The sequence below is a fragment of the Acuticoccus yangtzensis genome (genome assembly GCF_001927245.1).
GTDB classification, from domain to species: Bacteria; Pseudomonadota; Alphaproteobacteria; order Rhizobiales; family Amorphaceae; genus Acuticoccus; species Acuticoccus yangtzensis.
In genome coordinates, this window is record NZ_MJUX01000005.1 from 208116 (window position 1) to 223121 (window position 15006).

Below are 15006 nucleotides of genomic sequence, written 5' to 3' on the forward strand. Positions count from 1 at the left end.
GCGCGTCAGACGATCGTCGCCTCGATCAGCTTCGGGCCCGGCTCGCGGACGCTGTCGCGGATCGCCCGCACCAGCGCCGCCGCGTCCGACACGCGCACGCCCGGCACACCCATCCCCTTGGCGATCGACACGAAGTCGAGCGCCGGACGGTTGATCTCCAGCATGTCGAGCGCGCTGCGGCCGGGATTGGCGCCGACGCGGAAGAGCTCCTGCTTCAAAATCTCGTAGGTGCCGTTGGCGAAGATCACCGTGGTGACGTTGGCGCCCTCGCGCGCCTGGCTCCACAGCGCCTGAATCGTGTACATCGCCGAGCCGTCCGCCTGCAGCGCCACCACCGGGCGGTCGGGACAGGCGATCGCCGCCCCCAGCGCCATCGGCGGGCCGATGCCGATGGAGCCGCCGGTGATGGCGATCCAGCTCATCGGCGCCGCGCCCGGCGTCGCGTCGTAGATGCCGCGGCCCGACGTCAGCCCCTCGTCCACCACGATGGCGTTCTCGGGAAGGGCTGCGGCGATGGCCGCCTCCAGCGCCAGATAGTCGATCGGGATCGCCTGCGGATCGACCGGGCGCGGTGCATCCTTCACCTTGGCCGGCCGCGCACCGACGCGGTCGGCGAGCTGGCGCACCGCGTCGGGGCCGTCCTCGTGCATGTCGGCAAGGGTCAGGCGGCTGCAGGCGTCGGGCAGCAGCGTCGAGGGCTTCCCCGGATAGGCGAAGAAGGCGACCGGCTGACGCGCCATGATCAGGATGACGTGGCGCACGTCCTTCAGCATCTCGAGCGCGAGGTCCACGGCGAACGGGATCTTCGGGAAATTCGCCCGGCCGCGACCGCGCTCGATGCGCCGGTTGGCCGAGGGGAGCGCCACCCGGCAGCCGGTCTTCTCGGCGATCCCGGCCAGCAGCGCCAGCGTCTCGTCCTGCTCAAGGATCGAATCGCCGGCCAGAATCATCGTCTCCTTGCCGAAGGCGAGGGCCGCCACCGCCTGGTCGAGCGCGCTGGAATCGATCCGCGCCGGACCCTGCGGGCGGCGCGGCTCGGCGACGACGCCGCCCTCGTCCCACCCCGTGTCGGAGGGGGCGATGAGGGTGGCGATGCGGCCGGGCGCACTCTTCGCGGCGGCCAGCGTCTCGGCCCCGTCGGCGCCGATCTCGGCGGCGGAACGGGTGATGCGCACGAAGTCGCTGAACGGGAGCGCTGCCCCCTCCACGTCGGCCGACAGCGGCGCGTCGTAGGCCTGGTGGCGCAGCGCATGGTCGCCGACGATGTTGACGATCGGCACCCGCGCCTTCTTGGCGTTGTGCAGGTTGGCCGAGGCGTTGGCTAAACCGGGGGCGAGGTGAAGCAGCGTTGCGGCAGGCCGGCCGGACATCCGCGCATAGCCGTCGGCCGCACCGGTGACGACGCCTTCGAAGAGGCCGAGAATACAGCGCATGAGGCGCGTGCGGTCGAGCGCGTCGACGAACTGCATTTCGGACGTGCCGGGGTTGGCGAAGCAGACGTCGACCCCGCCGCCGGACAGTGTTCGTACGAGGCTTTCAGCGCCGTTCATGGCCACTCCATGGCTTGGACTGCCGCCGGGTGTCGGCGGTCGCGACCGGGAGCGGCGCGCGGGGCCGATCCTTCCAAGCCGCGGAGACTTTGGCAACAGCGCGGTTTAACTGCAGAGCAGACCAGCACAAAACGCAGGCACGCCCAAAGAATTGACATTGACGGCAGGCGCGATACCGTTCGCATACCAACGATGCGTCCCGTCGCGATGCATCAACGACAGGTGGGTTTCGCGTATGGCAACGCTCCGCCCGGTGACGATCGACGATGCCCTGGCCGCGCTGGCGGCCGGGCCGGGCAAGCTCTTGGCAGGCGGGACCGACGTTTACGCCGCCGCGGGGCCGCGCCTTGCGGGACCGGTGGTGGACCTGTCGCGCGTCGCCGGCCTGTCGACGATCGAGGCGGGGGCGGACGGCTGGCGCATCGGCGCCGGCGTCACCTGGTCGGCCCTTCGCGCCGCCCCGCTTCCCTCTGCGTTCGACGCCCTGAAGGCCGCCGCCGCGGAGGTCGGCTCGGTGCAGATCCAGAACCGCGCGACCCTCGCCGGCAACCTGTGCAACGCCTCGCCCGCCGCGGACGGTGTGCCCGCCCTCCTCGCTCTGAACGCCGCGGTCGAGGTGGCCGCGGCCGGACGGCGCCGCCGCCTGCCGCTCGCCGACTTCATCCTCGGCCCGCGCCGCACCGCGCTGCAACCGGGCGAAATGGTGACGGCGATCCTGGTCCCGCCCCAGCCGGAGGGCGCCGCCGCAGTGTTCCACAAGCTTGGAGCGCGGCATTATCTCGTGATCTCCATCGCCATGGTGGCGGTGATGCTGGCGGCGGAGGGCGGCCGGATCACCGACGCGCGGATCGCCGTCGGCGCCTGCTCGCCCGTGGCGATGCGGCTGGCGGGGCTGGAGGCGAAGCTCGTCGGCGCACCGTTGGAGCTCGCGGCCGCCTGCGCCGAGGCGGACGATCTCGTCCCGCTCAGCCCGATCGACGACGTGCGCGCCACCGCCTCCTATCGGCGCGAGGCCGCGCTCGTCCTGGTGCGCCGCGCCTTGGCCGAGGCGGCCGGAAGGCTGGCGCCATGAGCCTCACCGCCGATACCCGCGCCGAAACACCCCGCGCCACGCTTCTCGCCGGAGACGACGACACGCTGATCCTCAACGGCGCCAGCGTGGCGCTGGACGCCCGCGACGGGGAGCGCCTCTCCGACGCGCTCCGCCGCCTCGGCGCGCTCGACGTGAAGGTCGGCTGCAACGCGGGCGACTGCGGCGCCTGCACCGTGCTTCTGGACGGCGACCCCGTGTGCGCCTGCCTCGTCGGCGCCACGCAGGCTGACGGCCGCACGGTGACGACGCTCACCGGCCTCCTCGGCGACCCCGCCGTCCAGCGCCTGGCGGACGCCTTCCACCGCCTGAACGCCGCCCAGTGCGGCATCTGCACGCCGGGGATGATGGTGAGCGCCGCTGCCCTCCTCGCCCGCACCAAGACCCCGACCGAGGCCGAGGTGAAGGACGCGCTCGGCGGCGTCCTGTGCCGCTGCACCGGCTACCGGGCGATCATCGACGCCGTGATGGGTGCGCTCCGCCCCTCCCCCGCTGAGGACAGTGTCGGCGCCGCCGTCCCGCGTATCGACGGCCGCGCCAAGGTGACCGGCGCCGAGCGCTTCGGCGACGACGTGGCCCCGGCGGGCGCGCTCGCGCTGCGCGTTGTGCGCTCCCCCTTCGCCCGCGCGGCGGTTACCCTTGGCGAGCTCGCCGCATTCGCCGCGACGACGCCGGGCGTCACCACCGTCCTCACCGCCGCCGACATTCCGGGCGCGAACCGCTTCGGCGTCATCCCCGCCTTCGCCGATCAGCCGGTGTTCGCCGCCGGGGAGACGCGGCACCGGGGCGAGGCCGTGGCCGCCATCGTCGGCGAGGCGGACGCGATAGCGGCGCTGGACCTTTCTGCCGTGCCCATCGCCTTCACCGCCCTACCCGCCGCCATGACACCGGAGGAAGCCGCCGACGCGCCTCCGCTGCACGAGGGGCGCCCCGGCAACCTGATGTGCGAAGGGCGCGTGGTGCGGGGCGACGCTGCGGCCGCCCTCGCCCGCGCCGCCGTCACCGCCACGGGCCGCTTCAGGTCGCCCTTCGTGGAGCACGCCTACATCGAGCCCGAGGCCGGTTACGCGGCGCTGGTGGACGGAACGCTCGAGGTCCACGCCTCAACCCAGGCGCCGATCATGGACCGCGACAGCCTCGCCGAGATCCTGGACCTCGCGCCGGACAAGGTGCGCATCGTGCCCACCGCGTGCGGCGGCGGCTTCGGCTCCAAGCTGGACCTTTCCATCCAGCCCTTCCTGGCGCTGGCGGCGCTCGTCACCGGCCGCCCCGTGCGCGCCGCCTATAGCCGCGCCGAATCGATGCAGTCGACCACCAAGCGCCACCCCTCCGACATCACGCTGACGGTGGGTGCGACCGCGGACGGCACCCTGTGCGGCTTCGACTTCGCCGGCACCTTCGACACCGGCGCCTACGCCAGTTGGGGCCCGACGGTCGCCAACCGCGTGCCCGTCCACGCCTCCGGCCCCTACAGCATCGCCGACTACCGGGCGACGAGCCGCGCGGTGCACACCAACAACCCGCCCGCGGGCGCCTTCCGCGGCTTCGGCGTGCCCCAGTCCGCCATCGCCCAGGAAGTGCTGTTCGACGATCTCGCCCTGGCGCTCGGCATGGACCGGCTCGCCTTCCGCCGCCGCAACGCTCTCACCAACGGCGCCCCCACCGTCTGCGGCCAGGTGTTCGCCCAGGGCGTCGGCATCGGCGCCTGTCTCGACGCGCTGGCGCCGCACTGGGCGCGCGCCACCGCCGAGGCCGAAGCGGCGCAGGCGGGAACGGTGAAGCGCGGCGTCGGCATCGCGGCCGGCTGGTACGGCTGCGGCAACACGTCGATGCCCAACCCGTCGACGATCCGCGCCGGGGTGCGGGCGGACGGGACGATCGTCCTCCACCAGGGCGCTGTCGACATCGGCCAAGGATCGAACACCGTCATCGCGCAAATCTTCGCCACCACGCTCGGCGTGCCACTGGCGGCGGTCGAAATCGTCGGCCCGGACACCGCGGTCACGCCGGACGCGGGCAAGACGTCGGCCTCGCGCCAGACCTTCGTGTCCGGCAATGCCGCCCGGCTCACCGCGCTCACGTTGCGCGCCGCCATCCTGCGCCTCGCCAACGCGGGCGAAGACGCCGTGATCGACACCGCGGATGGTCTCGCCGTGGTCGACCAAGGGCGGCGGCAGGTGGTGGACCTCTCCGGCAGGCTGGGCGATTACGCGCTGGAGGCGGCGGAGACCTACGACCCGCCGACCGCGCCGCTGGACGAGAACGGCCAGGGCGCGCCCTACGCCGTCTACGGCTACGCGGCGCACATGGTGGAGCTCACCGTGGACACCGAGCTCGGCACCGTGCGGCTCCTGAAGGTGACGGCGGCGCACGACGTCGGCCGCGCCATCAACCCCGTGCTGGTGGAGGGGCAGATCGCCGGCGGCATCGCCCAGGGCGCCGGCATGGCGCTGATGGAAGAGTACATCCCCGGCCGGACCGAGAACCTGCACGATTATCTCATCCCCACCATCGGCGACATTCCGCCGATCCAGTCCCTCATCGTGGAGGAGGCGGACGCGCACGGCCCATTCGGCGCCAAGGGCCTCGGCGAGCATGCGCTCATCCCCACGGCCCCGGCGATCCTCGGCGCCATCCGCCACGCCACGGGCGCCCGGCTGACCGAGGTGCCCGCGACACCCGCCCGCGTTCTCGCCGCCATCAGCCCAGCGGCAAAGGCCACGCCATGACCGAGATTATCCCGCCCGCCGCATCGCCGGATCCCGGCGCCCCCGCCGCCAAGATCCGCTGCGACGCCTGCCCCGTGCTCTGCTACATCGCCGACGGGCGCACAGGCGCCTGCGACCGCTACGCCAACCGCGCCGGAACCCTCGTCCGGCTCGACCCGCTGACGGTGATCGAAAACGGCACCGACAAGCTCGTCCCCTTCCTGCCGCGCCACGCCGAGAACTGGGACGTTCTGGGCACCGAGCGCACCTTCGTCACCGCCATCGGCGCGGGTACCACCTATCCGGACTACAAGCCCGCCCCCTTCATCATCTCCCAGCCGCTGGGCGACGAAGACATGGTCACCGTCGTGACGGAGGGGATCTTCAGCTATTGCGGCGCCAAGGTGAAGATCGACACCGACCGCCACATCGGCCCCGAGCGGGCGACGGTGCGGGTGGCGGGCGAGCCGATCGGCCACGTCACCACCGGCGAATACGGCTCCAAGATGCTCTCGCTGGGCGGGGTCGAGCATCTCACCGGCGGCACCAAGAAGGAGGGCCGCGTCACCTGCGACGCGCTGCTGGCCCTGTGCAACCGCGAGCCGGTGGAAATGCGGATCGACGACGGGGCCGACCTCGTCATCACCGCCGACGAGGCGCCGATCGTCAACGGCGTGACAGAGGCGCGGATGCGCGTCGGCTGTGGCTCGGCCACCATCGGCATGTTCGCCAAGCAGTGGGTGGGCCTCGTCGACGAGGTGGTGGTGGTGGACGACCACATCACCGGCGTCCTCTCCGAGCACCAGTCCGGCCGCATGCTCGACCTGACGCCGAGCGGCATTCGCATCAAAGGCCGCCGCTCCACACCCGGCCGCTACTTCCAGGTGGCCGGACCGGGGACGGCCTGGGGCGGAACCGACATCACCGACCCGCTCACCATCCTCGGCGCGTTCGACCCCAAGAAGGCGCGCCCCGGCCTCACCCTGCTGATGGTCTCCACCACCGGAGAGCAATCGGCCTATTTCGTGCTCGACGAGGCGCTCGTTCCGCGGCCCGCCCCGCTGCCGGGTCCCCTGTTGGCGGTGGTGGAGCGGATCGCGGAAAATTGTGAGCCGGCGGTGGCGTCCGTACTTTTCATGGGCGGCGCGGGCGGATCGCTGCGTGCAGGGGTGACGGAAAACCCCATCGCCCTCACCCGTTCGGTGCGCGAGGCTTTAACGCGCGTGACATGCGGCGGTGCGCAGGCCTACCTTTGGCCGGGCGGCGGGATCACCTTCATGGTGGACGTGATCCAGATGCCGACCAACGCCTTCGGCTCGGTGCCGACGCCTGCGCTCGTGGCGCCGATCGAATTCACCATGCGCGCGGCGGACTATGCCGCGCTCGGCGGGCATGTGGACGAGGTCCGGCCGCTCGCCGACGTTATTCGTGAAGCGGAAGCCAAGGGCCTTCGCACAGTACCGGGCGGCCCCACCCGCGCCGGTGACAGAAGAGGAAAGGCCGCATGATGACCGACCCGACCGCAGCACTTCTTCCCGACGGCCGCCTTCACCTGCAACACGGGCCGATCGACGTCATCGTCTCGGCCGACGGCAGCGAGACGGCGGTGGAGGCCGCCTTCACCGCCGCAGCCGGGCGCTTCGCCACGGTGCTGACCGAGATCGTCGAGGAGCTTTCCGAGCTGCGCCTGCCCGCACGCTCCGATACCGAGATGCAGGGCCTCGTCGCATCACGCATGACGAAGGCGGTGCGCCCCTTCGCGTCCGACACCTTCATCACGCCGATGGCCGCCGTCGCGGGCGCTGTCGCCGACGAGATCCTCGACACCATGACCGCGGCCGCCCCCTTGACCCGCGCCTTCGTCAACAATGGCGGCGATATCGCGGTTCACCTCTCCGGCGGGCAGACCGCCCATGCGCGCATCGCCGCCCACGACAACACCCACCTCGGCACGGTCCGGCTGCGCTCGGGCGACGGCATCGGCGGCATCGCCACGTCCGGCCGCACGGGGCGCAGCCTGTCGCTGGGGATCGCCGATTCGGTGACGGTGCTCGCCGCCTCAGCGGCGGAGGCGGACGCGGCGGCGACGCTCCTCGCCAACGCCGTCGACCTTCCCGGGCATCCCGCGGTGGAGCGGGCACCGGCCGAAACCATCGACCCCGATTCGGACCTCGGCTCGCGCCTCGTCACCACCGGCTGCGGCACACTGACGACGGCGGACAAGAAGATCGCTATCGGCAAGGGCGCCCGCCTGGCGCGGCAGATGCTGGCCGATGGCACCATCCGCGGCGTCGCGTTCTACCTGCAGGGCGAGGCGCGGTCGCTCGGCTGGGGCGATTCCATCAGCCGCAACACCCTGCCTGACGATCACGAGGACGAAGGGTGAGCGAGACGGTCCCGAACGGGCTCCCCGCACGCGGCCCGGCGCGGGTCGCCATCGCCGGCTTCGGCCGCCGGGGCGAGGCGGCCGACACGCCCGTGCCCGGCCGCCTCGCCCCGGCCGACATCCGCCTTGGCCCGGAACGCATTCGGCCGGATCTGCCCGCCCGCCTGGCCACCGACTGAGGGCGGGCTCACCCCGTCCAGCCTATCCCTGCGGCGCATCTGACCTTTTCGCCGCAACATCCGGACTTGTGAGGACCCGTTAACGGGTTATGACTTCACCCGATGGCGAAGATCCTCTTCGCTGCCACGACGAGAGGACTGACATGCTCACGCGACGCGCAACTTTCCGGGCCGGCATTGCCGCGCTGGCCCTTGCCGTCACGCCGGCCGCCTTTGCCCCGGCGGCGTTGGCTCAGGACGGCGCGCCGATCAAGGTCGGCGAGATCAACTCCTACACGCGCATGGCCGCCTTCACCGAGCCCTACAAGAAGGGCTGGGAGCTGGCGCTCGAGGAGATCAACGCCGCCGGGGGCATCAAAGGCCGTCCCATCGAGGTGCTGTCGCGGGACGACGGCGGCGATCCGGCGACCGCCATCCGCATCGCCGACGAGCTCGTCAACCGCGAGAACGTCTCGCTGATCTTCGGCACCTTCCTGTCCAATATCGGCCTTGCGGTGTCGGACTTCGCCAACCAGAGCCAGACGCTGTTCATCGCGTCCGAGCCGCTGACGGACGAGCTGATCTGGGCATCGGGCAACCGCTACACCTACCGGCTGCGGCCCGGCACCCACATGCAGGCCGCCATGCTGGCCGAGCAGGCCGCCAAGACCGACGCCATGACCTGGGCCGTCATCGCCCCGAACTACGCCTATGGCACCGACGCGGTGGAGGCCTTCAAGCGCGAGCTGACCAAGCTGAAGCCGGACGTGAAGTTCGTCGAGGAGCAGTGGCCGCCCCTCTTCAACATCGACGCCGGGTCCACCGTGCGCGCGCTGGAGCAGTCCAAGCCCGACGGCATCTTCAACGTCACCTTCGGCGGTGACCTCGCCAAGTTCGTGCGCGAAGGCTCGCTGCGCGGCCTGTTCGACGACCGCGTCGTGGTCTCGCTTCTCTCCGGCGAGCCGGAATATCTGGAGCCGCTGGGGGCCGAGGCGCCCGAGGGCTGGATCGTCACCGGCTATCCCGGAATGGACGTCGACACGCCCGAGCACACGCCCTTCGCCGAGGCCTACCAGGCCAAGTGGGGCGAGGCGCCGAAGACCGGTTCCATCGTCGGCTACAACTCCATGATGACCATCAAGGCGCTTCTGGAGAAGGCACCTAACCTCGAGACCGAGACGCTGCTGACCACGATGGAAGGGCTTCGCGTCACCGCGCCGACGGGCGACTTCCTGTTCCGCCCGGTCGACAACCAGGCCACCATGGGCGCCTGGGTCGGCAAGACCGGCATCGTCGACGGCGCCCCGGTGATGGTCGACTGGCACTATGCGGACGGCGAGGACTACCTCCCCTCCGAAGCCGACGCGCTGAAACTGCGCCCGGAAAACCAGTAAGCCGAGACGGACGGCGCGGTCCTCGGGGCCGCGCCGTTCCTTTATCCGGCGCGGCCCATCCGCTGCCGCGCCACTTTGCCGACCGTGCCGCCTGCCCGCCGATCCCCCGCCACGCCGTCCCGAACCATGGAGCCAGACCCGCCGCATGATGGGCTTCTATTTCGCCCAGCTCCTCACCGGGCTTGCCAACGCCTCCTCGCTCTTCCTCATCGCGTCCGGGCTGTCGATCATCTTCGGCGTGACGCGCGTCGTGAACTTCGCCCACGGCTCGCTCTACATGCTGGGCGCCTACATCGCCTATTCGCTGGTGACGACCCTGCCGGGGGTGTTCGGCTTCTGGACGGGCGTCATCCTGGCCGCCGTCGCCACCGCCTTCATCGGCGCGGCGATCGAGATTCTGATCCTGCGGCGCATCTATCACTCACCTGAGCTCTTCCAGCTCGTCGCCACCTTCGGCGTCGTCCTCATCGTGCAGGATGCGGCGCTCGCCATCTGGGGTTCGGAGGACCTTCTCGGCCCCCGCGCTCCGCTGCTCGACCGGGCCGTGCGCATCTTCGGTGAGCCGATCCCCGAATACGACCTCGCCCTCATCGTCATCGGGCCGGTTGTGCTCGGCCTCATCTGGCTGCTCTTCCAGCGCACACGGTGGGGCATCCTGGTACGCGCCGCAACGCAGGACCGCGAGATGGTCGGCGCCCTCGGCGTCAATCAGCACGTCCTCTTCACGTCCACCTTCATGGTCGGCTCGTTTCTCGCCGGGCTCGGCGGGGCGCTGCAGGTGCCGCGCGAATCGGTCAACTTGTTGATGGACCTCAACATCATCGGCCAGGCCTTCGTGGTGGTGGTGATCGGCGGCATGGGCTCGGTGACCGGGGCCTTCGTGGCGGCCGTCATCATCTCCGTCGCCAACGCCTTCGGGGTGCTGGTGTGGCCGCAGATCTCGCTGATCCTGCCCTTCCTCGTCATGGCGGTTGTCCTCATCGTGCGGCCATACGGCCTGTTCGGAACGCCCGCCTCGGCGCATGGGGCGAGCGTTCCCGAAGCGCCGCTGCGGGCGATGCCCCCGGCGGGCATCGCCGTGGCGGCCATCGTCGCGGTCGGCGCGGCGCTGTTGCCGCTCGCCGACGACGGGTTTCTTCTGGTGCTCGGGATCGACCTTCTCGTCGCCATGCTCTTCGCGGCCAGCCTGCACCTTCTCATGGGTGTCGGCGGCATGGTCTCCTTCGGCCACGCAGCCTACTTCGGCCTCGGCGCCTATGCGGCCGCGCTGGCGGTCAAATCGCTCGGCCTGCCGATGCTGCCGGCGATGCTGCTCGGCCCGGTCGCGGCCGCGTTCGGGGCCATGGTGTTCGGCTGGTTCTGCGTGCGCCTGTCGGGCGTCTACCTCGCCATGCTGACCTTGGCGGCGGCGCAAATCCTGTGGGGCATCACCTTCCAGTGGCAGAGCGTCACCGGCGGTGACGACGGCATTCTGGGCGTCTGGCCCGCACGGTGGGCGTCAGACCGCGCGGTCTACTTCTACATCGCCCTCGCGCTGTGCGGGGCGGGGCTCTTGATCATCCGCCGGATCGCCCACTCGCCCTTCGGCTATGTCCTGCGCGGCGGCCGCGATTCGGCGCTGCGGGCGGAGGCGATCGGCATCGACCTGAAGGCGCATCAGTGGCTGGGCTTCATCCTGGCGGGCGCGCTGGCGGGGGTCGCGGGGTCGGTCTTCGTCTTCTCCAAGGGCTCCGTCTTTCCCGACACGCTCGCCATCGGCCACTCGGTGGACGGGCTCATCATGGTGCTCCTCGGCGGCGTGCAGTCGCTGCTCGGCCCCCTCTTCGGCGCGGCCGCCTTCGTGCTCATCGAGGATTGGGTGATGCGCCTCGACCATTGGCGGGCCATCTTCGGCGTCATCATCCTCGCCATCGTGCTTCTGGCGCCGGACGGGATCGCCGGCGGGGTCGGACGGCTCCTCACCCTCCTGCGCCTGCGGAGGCCGGCATGAGCGCCGTTCTGACCATCGACAAGCTGACCAAACGGTTCGGCGGGCTGACGGCGGTGTCGGACGTGTCCTTCGCGCTGAAGGCGGGCGAGTTTCTGGCACTCATCGGCCCGAACGGGGCGGGCAAGACGACCTGCTTCAACATGCTGAACGGCTACATCAAGCCGGACGGCGGCACCGTCGCGCTGAAGGGCCGGCCGATCACCGGGCTTGCCCCGCGCGCGGTGTGGCGGCTCGGCGTCGGGCGAACGTTCCAGATCACGCAGACCTTCGCCTCGATGACGGTGGCGGAGAACGTGCAGATGGCGCTGATCTCCCACCACAGGCGCACGCTGGACCTGTTCTCGCGCGCAAGCCGCCTCTACCGCGCGGAGGCGGAGGCGCTGCTGTCGCGCGTCGGCATGCTGGGCGAGGCGGACCGCGCCGCCACCGCCCTCGCCTATGGCGACCTGAAGCGGCTGGAGCTGGCGGTGGCGCTCGCCCACGCCCCCACCGTACTCCTGATGGACGAGCCGACCGCCGGCATGGCCCAGGCCGAGCGCACGGCGCTGATGGCGCTGGTGGCCGACATCGTCGCCGCCGAAGGGCTCAGCGTGCTCTTCACCGAGCATGACATGGACGTGGTCTTCAATCACGCTCACCGCGTCCTCGTCCTCAATCGGGGCGAGCTGATCGCCGAAGGGACGGGCGAAGAGATCCGGGCGAATGCGACCGTCCAGGCGGTCTATCTGGGCGGCGGGACCTTGTCGTCGTTCGGGGCCACGCCGCCTCAGAACGGTGGAGTTTCGCCATGAGCGCCCGTCCAACGCCAGGAATGACGTGCAAGGCCATGCACGTCGTGGTTGGTTATCCTGCAACCGGCAAGGTGACGGACCATGCTTGAGGTCACCGCACTCAACACATTCTATGGCGGCGCGCACATCCTGCGGGACGTGACGCTCGCCGTCGGCCCGCACGAGGTGCTGGCGCTGCTCGGCCGCAACGGCGCCGGCAAGTCGACCACCATGCGTTCGGTCATGGGGCTGGTGCGCCCGCGCTCCGGCCGCGTCACCTTCGCCGGGGCGGACATGACGGGCGCTGCACCCTACAAGGCGTGCCGGGCGGGCCTCGGCTACGTGCCGGAGGACCGGCGTGTGTTCCGCGAGCTGACGGTGGCCGAAAACCTCGAGGTCGGGCGGCGCGAGGCGCGGCCGGATGCTCCCTCGTGGAGTGTCGATCAGCTCTTCGGCCTCTTCCCCAACCTTGCCGAGCGGCGCGGGACGGCCGCCGGGCGCCTTTCGGGCGGCGAGCAGCAGATGCTGACCATCGCCCGCACCTTGATGGGCAATCCGCGGCTGATCCTGCTGGACGAGCCGTCCGAGGGGATCTCACCCCTCATCGTGGAGCAGATGGCACAGGTGATCGGCGAGATGAAATCTCGTGGCCTCGCGGTCATGGTGTCCGAGCAGAACCTTCATTTTGCGCGCCTGGTGGCGGACCGCGCGGTGATCATCGAGAAGGGCGAGGTCCGCTTCGAGGGGACCTTCGCCGCCCTCGACGCCGCGCCGGAGATTGCACGGGAGACACTCGCACTATGAGCGAGGAACGTTCGCAGGCCGGGTCCGACAGCGACCCCGGCTACGTCCTCGACGATCAGATCGGTTATCTGATGCGCCTGGCGACGCAGCGTCACACGGCGATCTTTCAGGACCGGATGTCAGACGGATTGACGCCGACACAGTTCGCCCTTCTCAACCGCTTGGCCGAGGTGGGGCCGAGTTCGCAGAACCATCTCGGCCGCCTCGCCGCGCTGGACGTGGCGACGGTGAAGGGTGTGGTGGATCGGCTTGCCGCAAAGGGATACGTCACCTTGGCGCCCGACCCGTCGGACGGGCGGCTGCGCATCGTCTCCCTGTCGCCGGCGGGCGAGGCGCTCATTCCCGAGCTGCACCGTTGCGGCCGGGCGATCACCGCCGAAACGCTGAAGCCGCTGACGAGTCGCGAGCGCGACACGGTGATCAGGCTGCTGCGCAAGCTGGCCTGAGGCGGGCGCGACCGCTGCCGCTGCGCCATTCCCATAATGCGTTTGCTGTTTTTCCGCCGCGTGACGGCGTCTCGCCGCTATAGACGCCTCCCGCGCGCGGGTTCGGCCCGAAGTTCGGTCGGCGGGTGGTGCCCCCGATCCAAAGCCTTCCAGACGGACACATTCATCGGGTGTACGGCGTCGATCGAATTTCGCGGCGCCTGAGATCGCACCCTACGGCAGCACACCGCGCGACGTGCCTCACGTCGGGGCGCAGCGCCACCAGAGGTCCAGCATCATTTGCGGCCTCGCCGCCCACGAACCCGATGACCGAACGCAAAAAATCCCGCAGCGGATCACGCAGCAGGATGAGAACGAATGCGCCGTGGACTTGGCGCCGGACATTTGATCGGAAGGAAAGACCGGAGGCGTCGTCCATACCAGCGCGGGCTGATTGGAGCGGGCGATGGGATTCGAACCCACGACCCCAACCTTGGCAAGGTTGTGCTCTACCCCTGAGCTACACCCGCACTCCGTACCGCTGCGGCGCTCCGTAGTGCCCCGCGGCGTGTGGCGGTGATATGAACGATTGCCGGGGGGAACGCAAGCCCCTTCTGGCGAGCTTTTCCACAGGCTGTGCATTTTCTCGCCAAAAGCCAGCAGAAGCTGGGCATTTTTCCGCCCAGCCCCTTCCCGTCAGCCCGCCAGACCGCCGTCGTCGAAGCGTCGTCCGGTGAGGTCGACGGAAAAGCGCTCCGGCAGAGTGGCAAAGCTCGCCATCCCCGCCACCGCGGGCTTGGGGTCGGTGATCAGGAAGGTCGGGATCTGCTCCATGATCGCCGTGTGCGGCGCCTTCGCCTCGAACGCCTTGCGGAAGCCGCTCGCTTCGATCCGGTCGGCGAACCGCGGCACGATGCCCCCGCCGATATAGACGCCGCCCTTGGCTAGCATCGTCAGCGCCAGGTCTCCCGCCAAACGGCCGAGATAGGTGAGGAAGAGGTCCACCGCCTCCTCGGCCACCACGTCACCTGCCGCCAGCCCCTCGGCGACGTCGCGACCCTCACGGCACCAGGGATCCTTCCCATCCGCCCGCGCGATCGCCCTGTAGAGCCGCGCGAGGCCACGGCCGGACAGCAGCGTCTCCCCGCTGATGCGCCCATGAAAGCGGTCGATATGCGGCCAGATCTGAAAGTCGCGGTCGGTCTCCGGCGCCATCGTCACGTGGCCGCCTTCACCGGCCAGCGGCGTGAAGCAGCGGTCGGCATAGACAAGCGCGGCGACACCGAGCCCGGTGCCCGGCCCGATCACCACCCGCGGCGAGCGCGGCAACACCTCGCCTCCGCCGACCTGCAACACCTGGTCGCTGGTGAGATAAGGCAGCGACAGGGCCAGCGCCTCGAAATCGTTGAAGAGAATCAGATGGTCGAGACCCAGCGCCTTGCACAGCGTTTGCGGCTCGATCACCCAGTCCGCATTGGTGAGCTTGATGGCGCTGCCCGAGATCGGCCCGGCGATCGCGATCAGCAGCGATCGGGGCATCATCGCCGTCTGCGCGAAAACCGTGGCCTCGGCCGCAGTCACGAAATCCGGAAACGCACTCGTCGACACGGTCGGGAAGTTGCGCACGGGACTATGCGCTTCGGGCAGAACCCCAAGCCGCACATTCGTGCCGCCGATATCTGCAATCAGCACCGGGAAAGACAGCGGGCGTATGTCACCCATTCTTCTACG

Annotated in this window: 12 protein-coding genes and 1 tRNA gene; 10 read left to right on the forward strand and 3 right to left on the reverse strand. The window is 70.2% G+C overall.

Annotated elements, in window-relative coordinates:
* Positions 1-5: 5 nt before the first annotated feature.
* Complete coding sequence (locus BIX52_RS14350) at positions 6-1550, reverse strand: acetolactate synthase large subunit (protein ID WP_075221767.1); 1545 nt, start codon at positions 1548-1550, stop codon at positions 6-8.
* A gap of 235 nt (positions 1551-1785) precedes the next feature.
* On the opposite strand from BIX52_RS14350, the gene BIX52_RS14355 reads away from it, so the two are divergent.
* From BIX52_RS14355 to BIX52_RS14400, 10 genes are all read left to right on the forward strand, one after another.
* Positions 1786-2622: an FAD binding domain-containing protein gene (locus tag BIX52_RS14355; protein ID WP_075221768.1), complete on the forward strand. Its 837-nt coding sequence runs from the start codon at positions 1786-1788 to the stop codon at positions 2620-2622.
* Complete coding sequence (locus tag BIX52_RS14360; RefSeq protein WP_083660275.1) at positions 2619-5369, forward strand: molybdopterin-dependent oxidoreductase; 2751 nt, start codon at positions 2619-2621, stop codon at positions 5367-5369. Before BIX52_RS14355 ends, BIX52_RS14360 begins: the two co-directional genes overlap by 4 nt.
* A complete protein-coding gene (locus BIX52_RS14365) occupies positions 5366-6856 on the forward strand; it encodes a 6-hydroxynicotinate reductase (protein ID WP_075221769.1) in 1491 nt (496 codons plus the stop codon). The genes BIX52_RS14360 and BIX52_RS14365 overlap by 4 nt, the downstream gene beginning before the upstream one ends.
* Positions 6853-7734, forward strand: a complete 882-nt coding sequence (locus BIX52_RS14370; RefSeq protein WP_075221770.1) for a UPF0280 family protein — start codon at positions 6853-6855, stop codon at positions 7732-7734. The genes BIX52_RS14365 and BIX52_RS14370 overlap by 4 nt, the downstream gene beginning before the upstream one ends.
* The gene (locus tag BIX52_RS14375; RefSeq protein WP_075221771.1) at positions 7731-7913 is read left to right on the forward strand and encodes a hypothetical protein; all 183 of its coding nucleotides are present in this window, start codon (positions 7731-7733) and stop codon (positions 7911-7913) included. The genes BIX52_RS14370 and BIX52_RS14375 overlap by 4 nt, the downstream gene beginning before the upstream one ends.
* Before the next feature lie 143 nt (positions 7914-8056).
* Positions 8057-9286 carry an ABC transporter substrate-binding protein gene (locus tag BIX52_RS14380; protein WP_075221772.1) on the forward strand — a complete coding sequence of 410 codons (1230 nt, stop codon included), beginning with the start codon at positions 8057-8059 and terminating at the stop codon, positions 9284-9286.
* Positions 9287-9434: 148 nt separating this feature from the next.
* Entirely contained in the window at positions 9435-11276 is a 1842-nt protein-coding gene (locus tag BIX52_RS14385) for an ABC transporter permease (protein WP_075221874.1), read from the forward strand.
* A complete protein-coding gene (locus BIX52_RS14390) occupies positions 11273-12067 on the forward strand; it encodes an ABC transporter ATP-binding protein (RefSeq protein ID WP_075221773.1) in 795 nt (264 codons plus the stop codon). The genes BIX52_RS14385 and BIX52_RS14390 overlap by 4 nt, the downstream gene beginning before the upstream one ends.
* Before the next feature lie 81 nt (positions 12068-12148).
* Positions 12149-12850 carry an ABC transporter ATP-binding protein gene (locus BIX52_RS14395; protein WP_075221774.1) on the forward strand — a complete coding sequence of 234 codons (702 nt, stop codon included), beginning with the start codon at positions 12149-12151 and terminating at the stop codon, positions 12848-12850.
* A complete protein-coding gene (locus tag BIX52_RS14400; RefSeq protein ID WP_075221775.1) occupies positions 12847-13296 on the forward strand; it encodes a MarR family winged helix-turn-helix transcriptional regulator in 450 nt (149 codons plus the stop codon). The genes BIX52_RS14395 and BIX52_RS14400 overlap by 4 nt, the downstream gene beginning before the upstream one ends.
* Before the next feature lie 434 nt (positions 13297-13730).
* On the opposite strand, the gene BIX52_RS14405 is transcribed toward BIX52_RS14400, so the two are convergent.
* Positions 13731-13805, reverse strand: a tRNA-Gly gene (locus BIX52_RS14405).
* Positions 13806-13971: 166 nt separating this feature from the next.
* Positions 13972-14997, reverse strand: a complete 1026-nt coding sequence (gene glk, locus BIX52_RS14410) for a glucokinase (protein WP_075221776.1) — start codon at positions 14995-14997, stop codon at positions 13972-13974.
* Between the last annotated feature and the right edge of the window lie 9 nt (positions 14998-15006).

Excerpts from the sequence above, each read along its gene's own strand:
- BIX52_RS14350 (WP_075221767.1), bottom strand. The coding sequence starts at position 1,550 with ATGAACGGCGCTGAAAGCCTCGTACGAACACTGTCCGGCGGCGGGGTC.
- BIX52_RS14355 (WP_075221768.1), top strand. The coding sequence starts at position 1,786 with ATGGCAACGCTCCGCCCGGTGACGATCGACGATGCCCTGGCCGCGCTG.
- BIX52_RS14360 (WP_083660275.1), top strand. The coding sequence starts at position 2,619 with ATGAGCCTCACCGCCGATACCCGCGCCGAAACACCCCGCGCCACGCTT.
- BIX52_RS14365 (WP_075221769.1), top strand. The coding sequence starts at position 5,366 with ATGACCGAGATTATCCCGCCCGCCGCATCGCCGGATCCCGGCGCCCCC.
- BIX52_RS14370 (WP_075221770.1), top strand. The coding sequence starts at position 6,853 with ATGATGACCGACCCGACCGCAGCACTTCTTCCCGACGGCCGCCTTCAC.
- BIX52_RS14380 (WP_075221772.1), top strand. The coding sequence starts at position 8,057 with ATGCTCACGCGACGCGCAACTTTCCGGGCCGGCATTGCCGCGCTGGCC.
- BIX52_RS14385 (WP_075221874.1), top strand. The coding sequence starts at position 9,435 with ATGGGCTTCTATTTCGCCCAGCTCCTCACCGGGCTTGCCAACGCCTCC.
- BIX52_RS14390 (WP_075221773.1), top strand. The coding sequence starts at position 11,273 with ATGAGCGCCGTTCTGACCATCGACAAGCTGACCAAACGGTTCGGCGGG.
- BIX52_RS14395 (WP_075221774.1), top strand. The coding sequence starts at position 12,149 with ATGCTTGAGGTCACCGCACTCAACACATTCTATGGCGGCGCGCACATC.
- BIX52_RS14400 (WP_075221775.1), top strand. The coding sequence starts at position 12,847 with ATGAGCGAGGAACGTTCGCAGGCCGGGTCCGACAGCGACCCCGGCTAC.
- glk (WP_075221776.1), bottom strand. The coding sequence starts at position 14,997 with ATGGGTGACATACGCCCGCTGTCTTTCCCGGTGCTGATTGCAGATATC.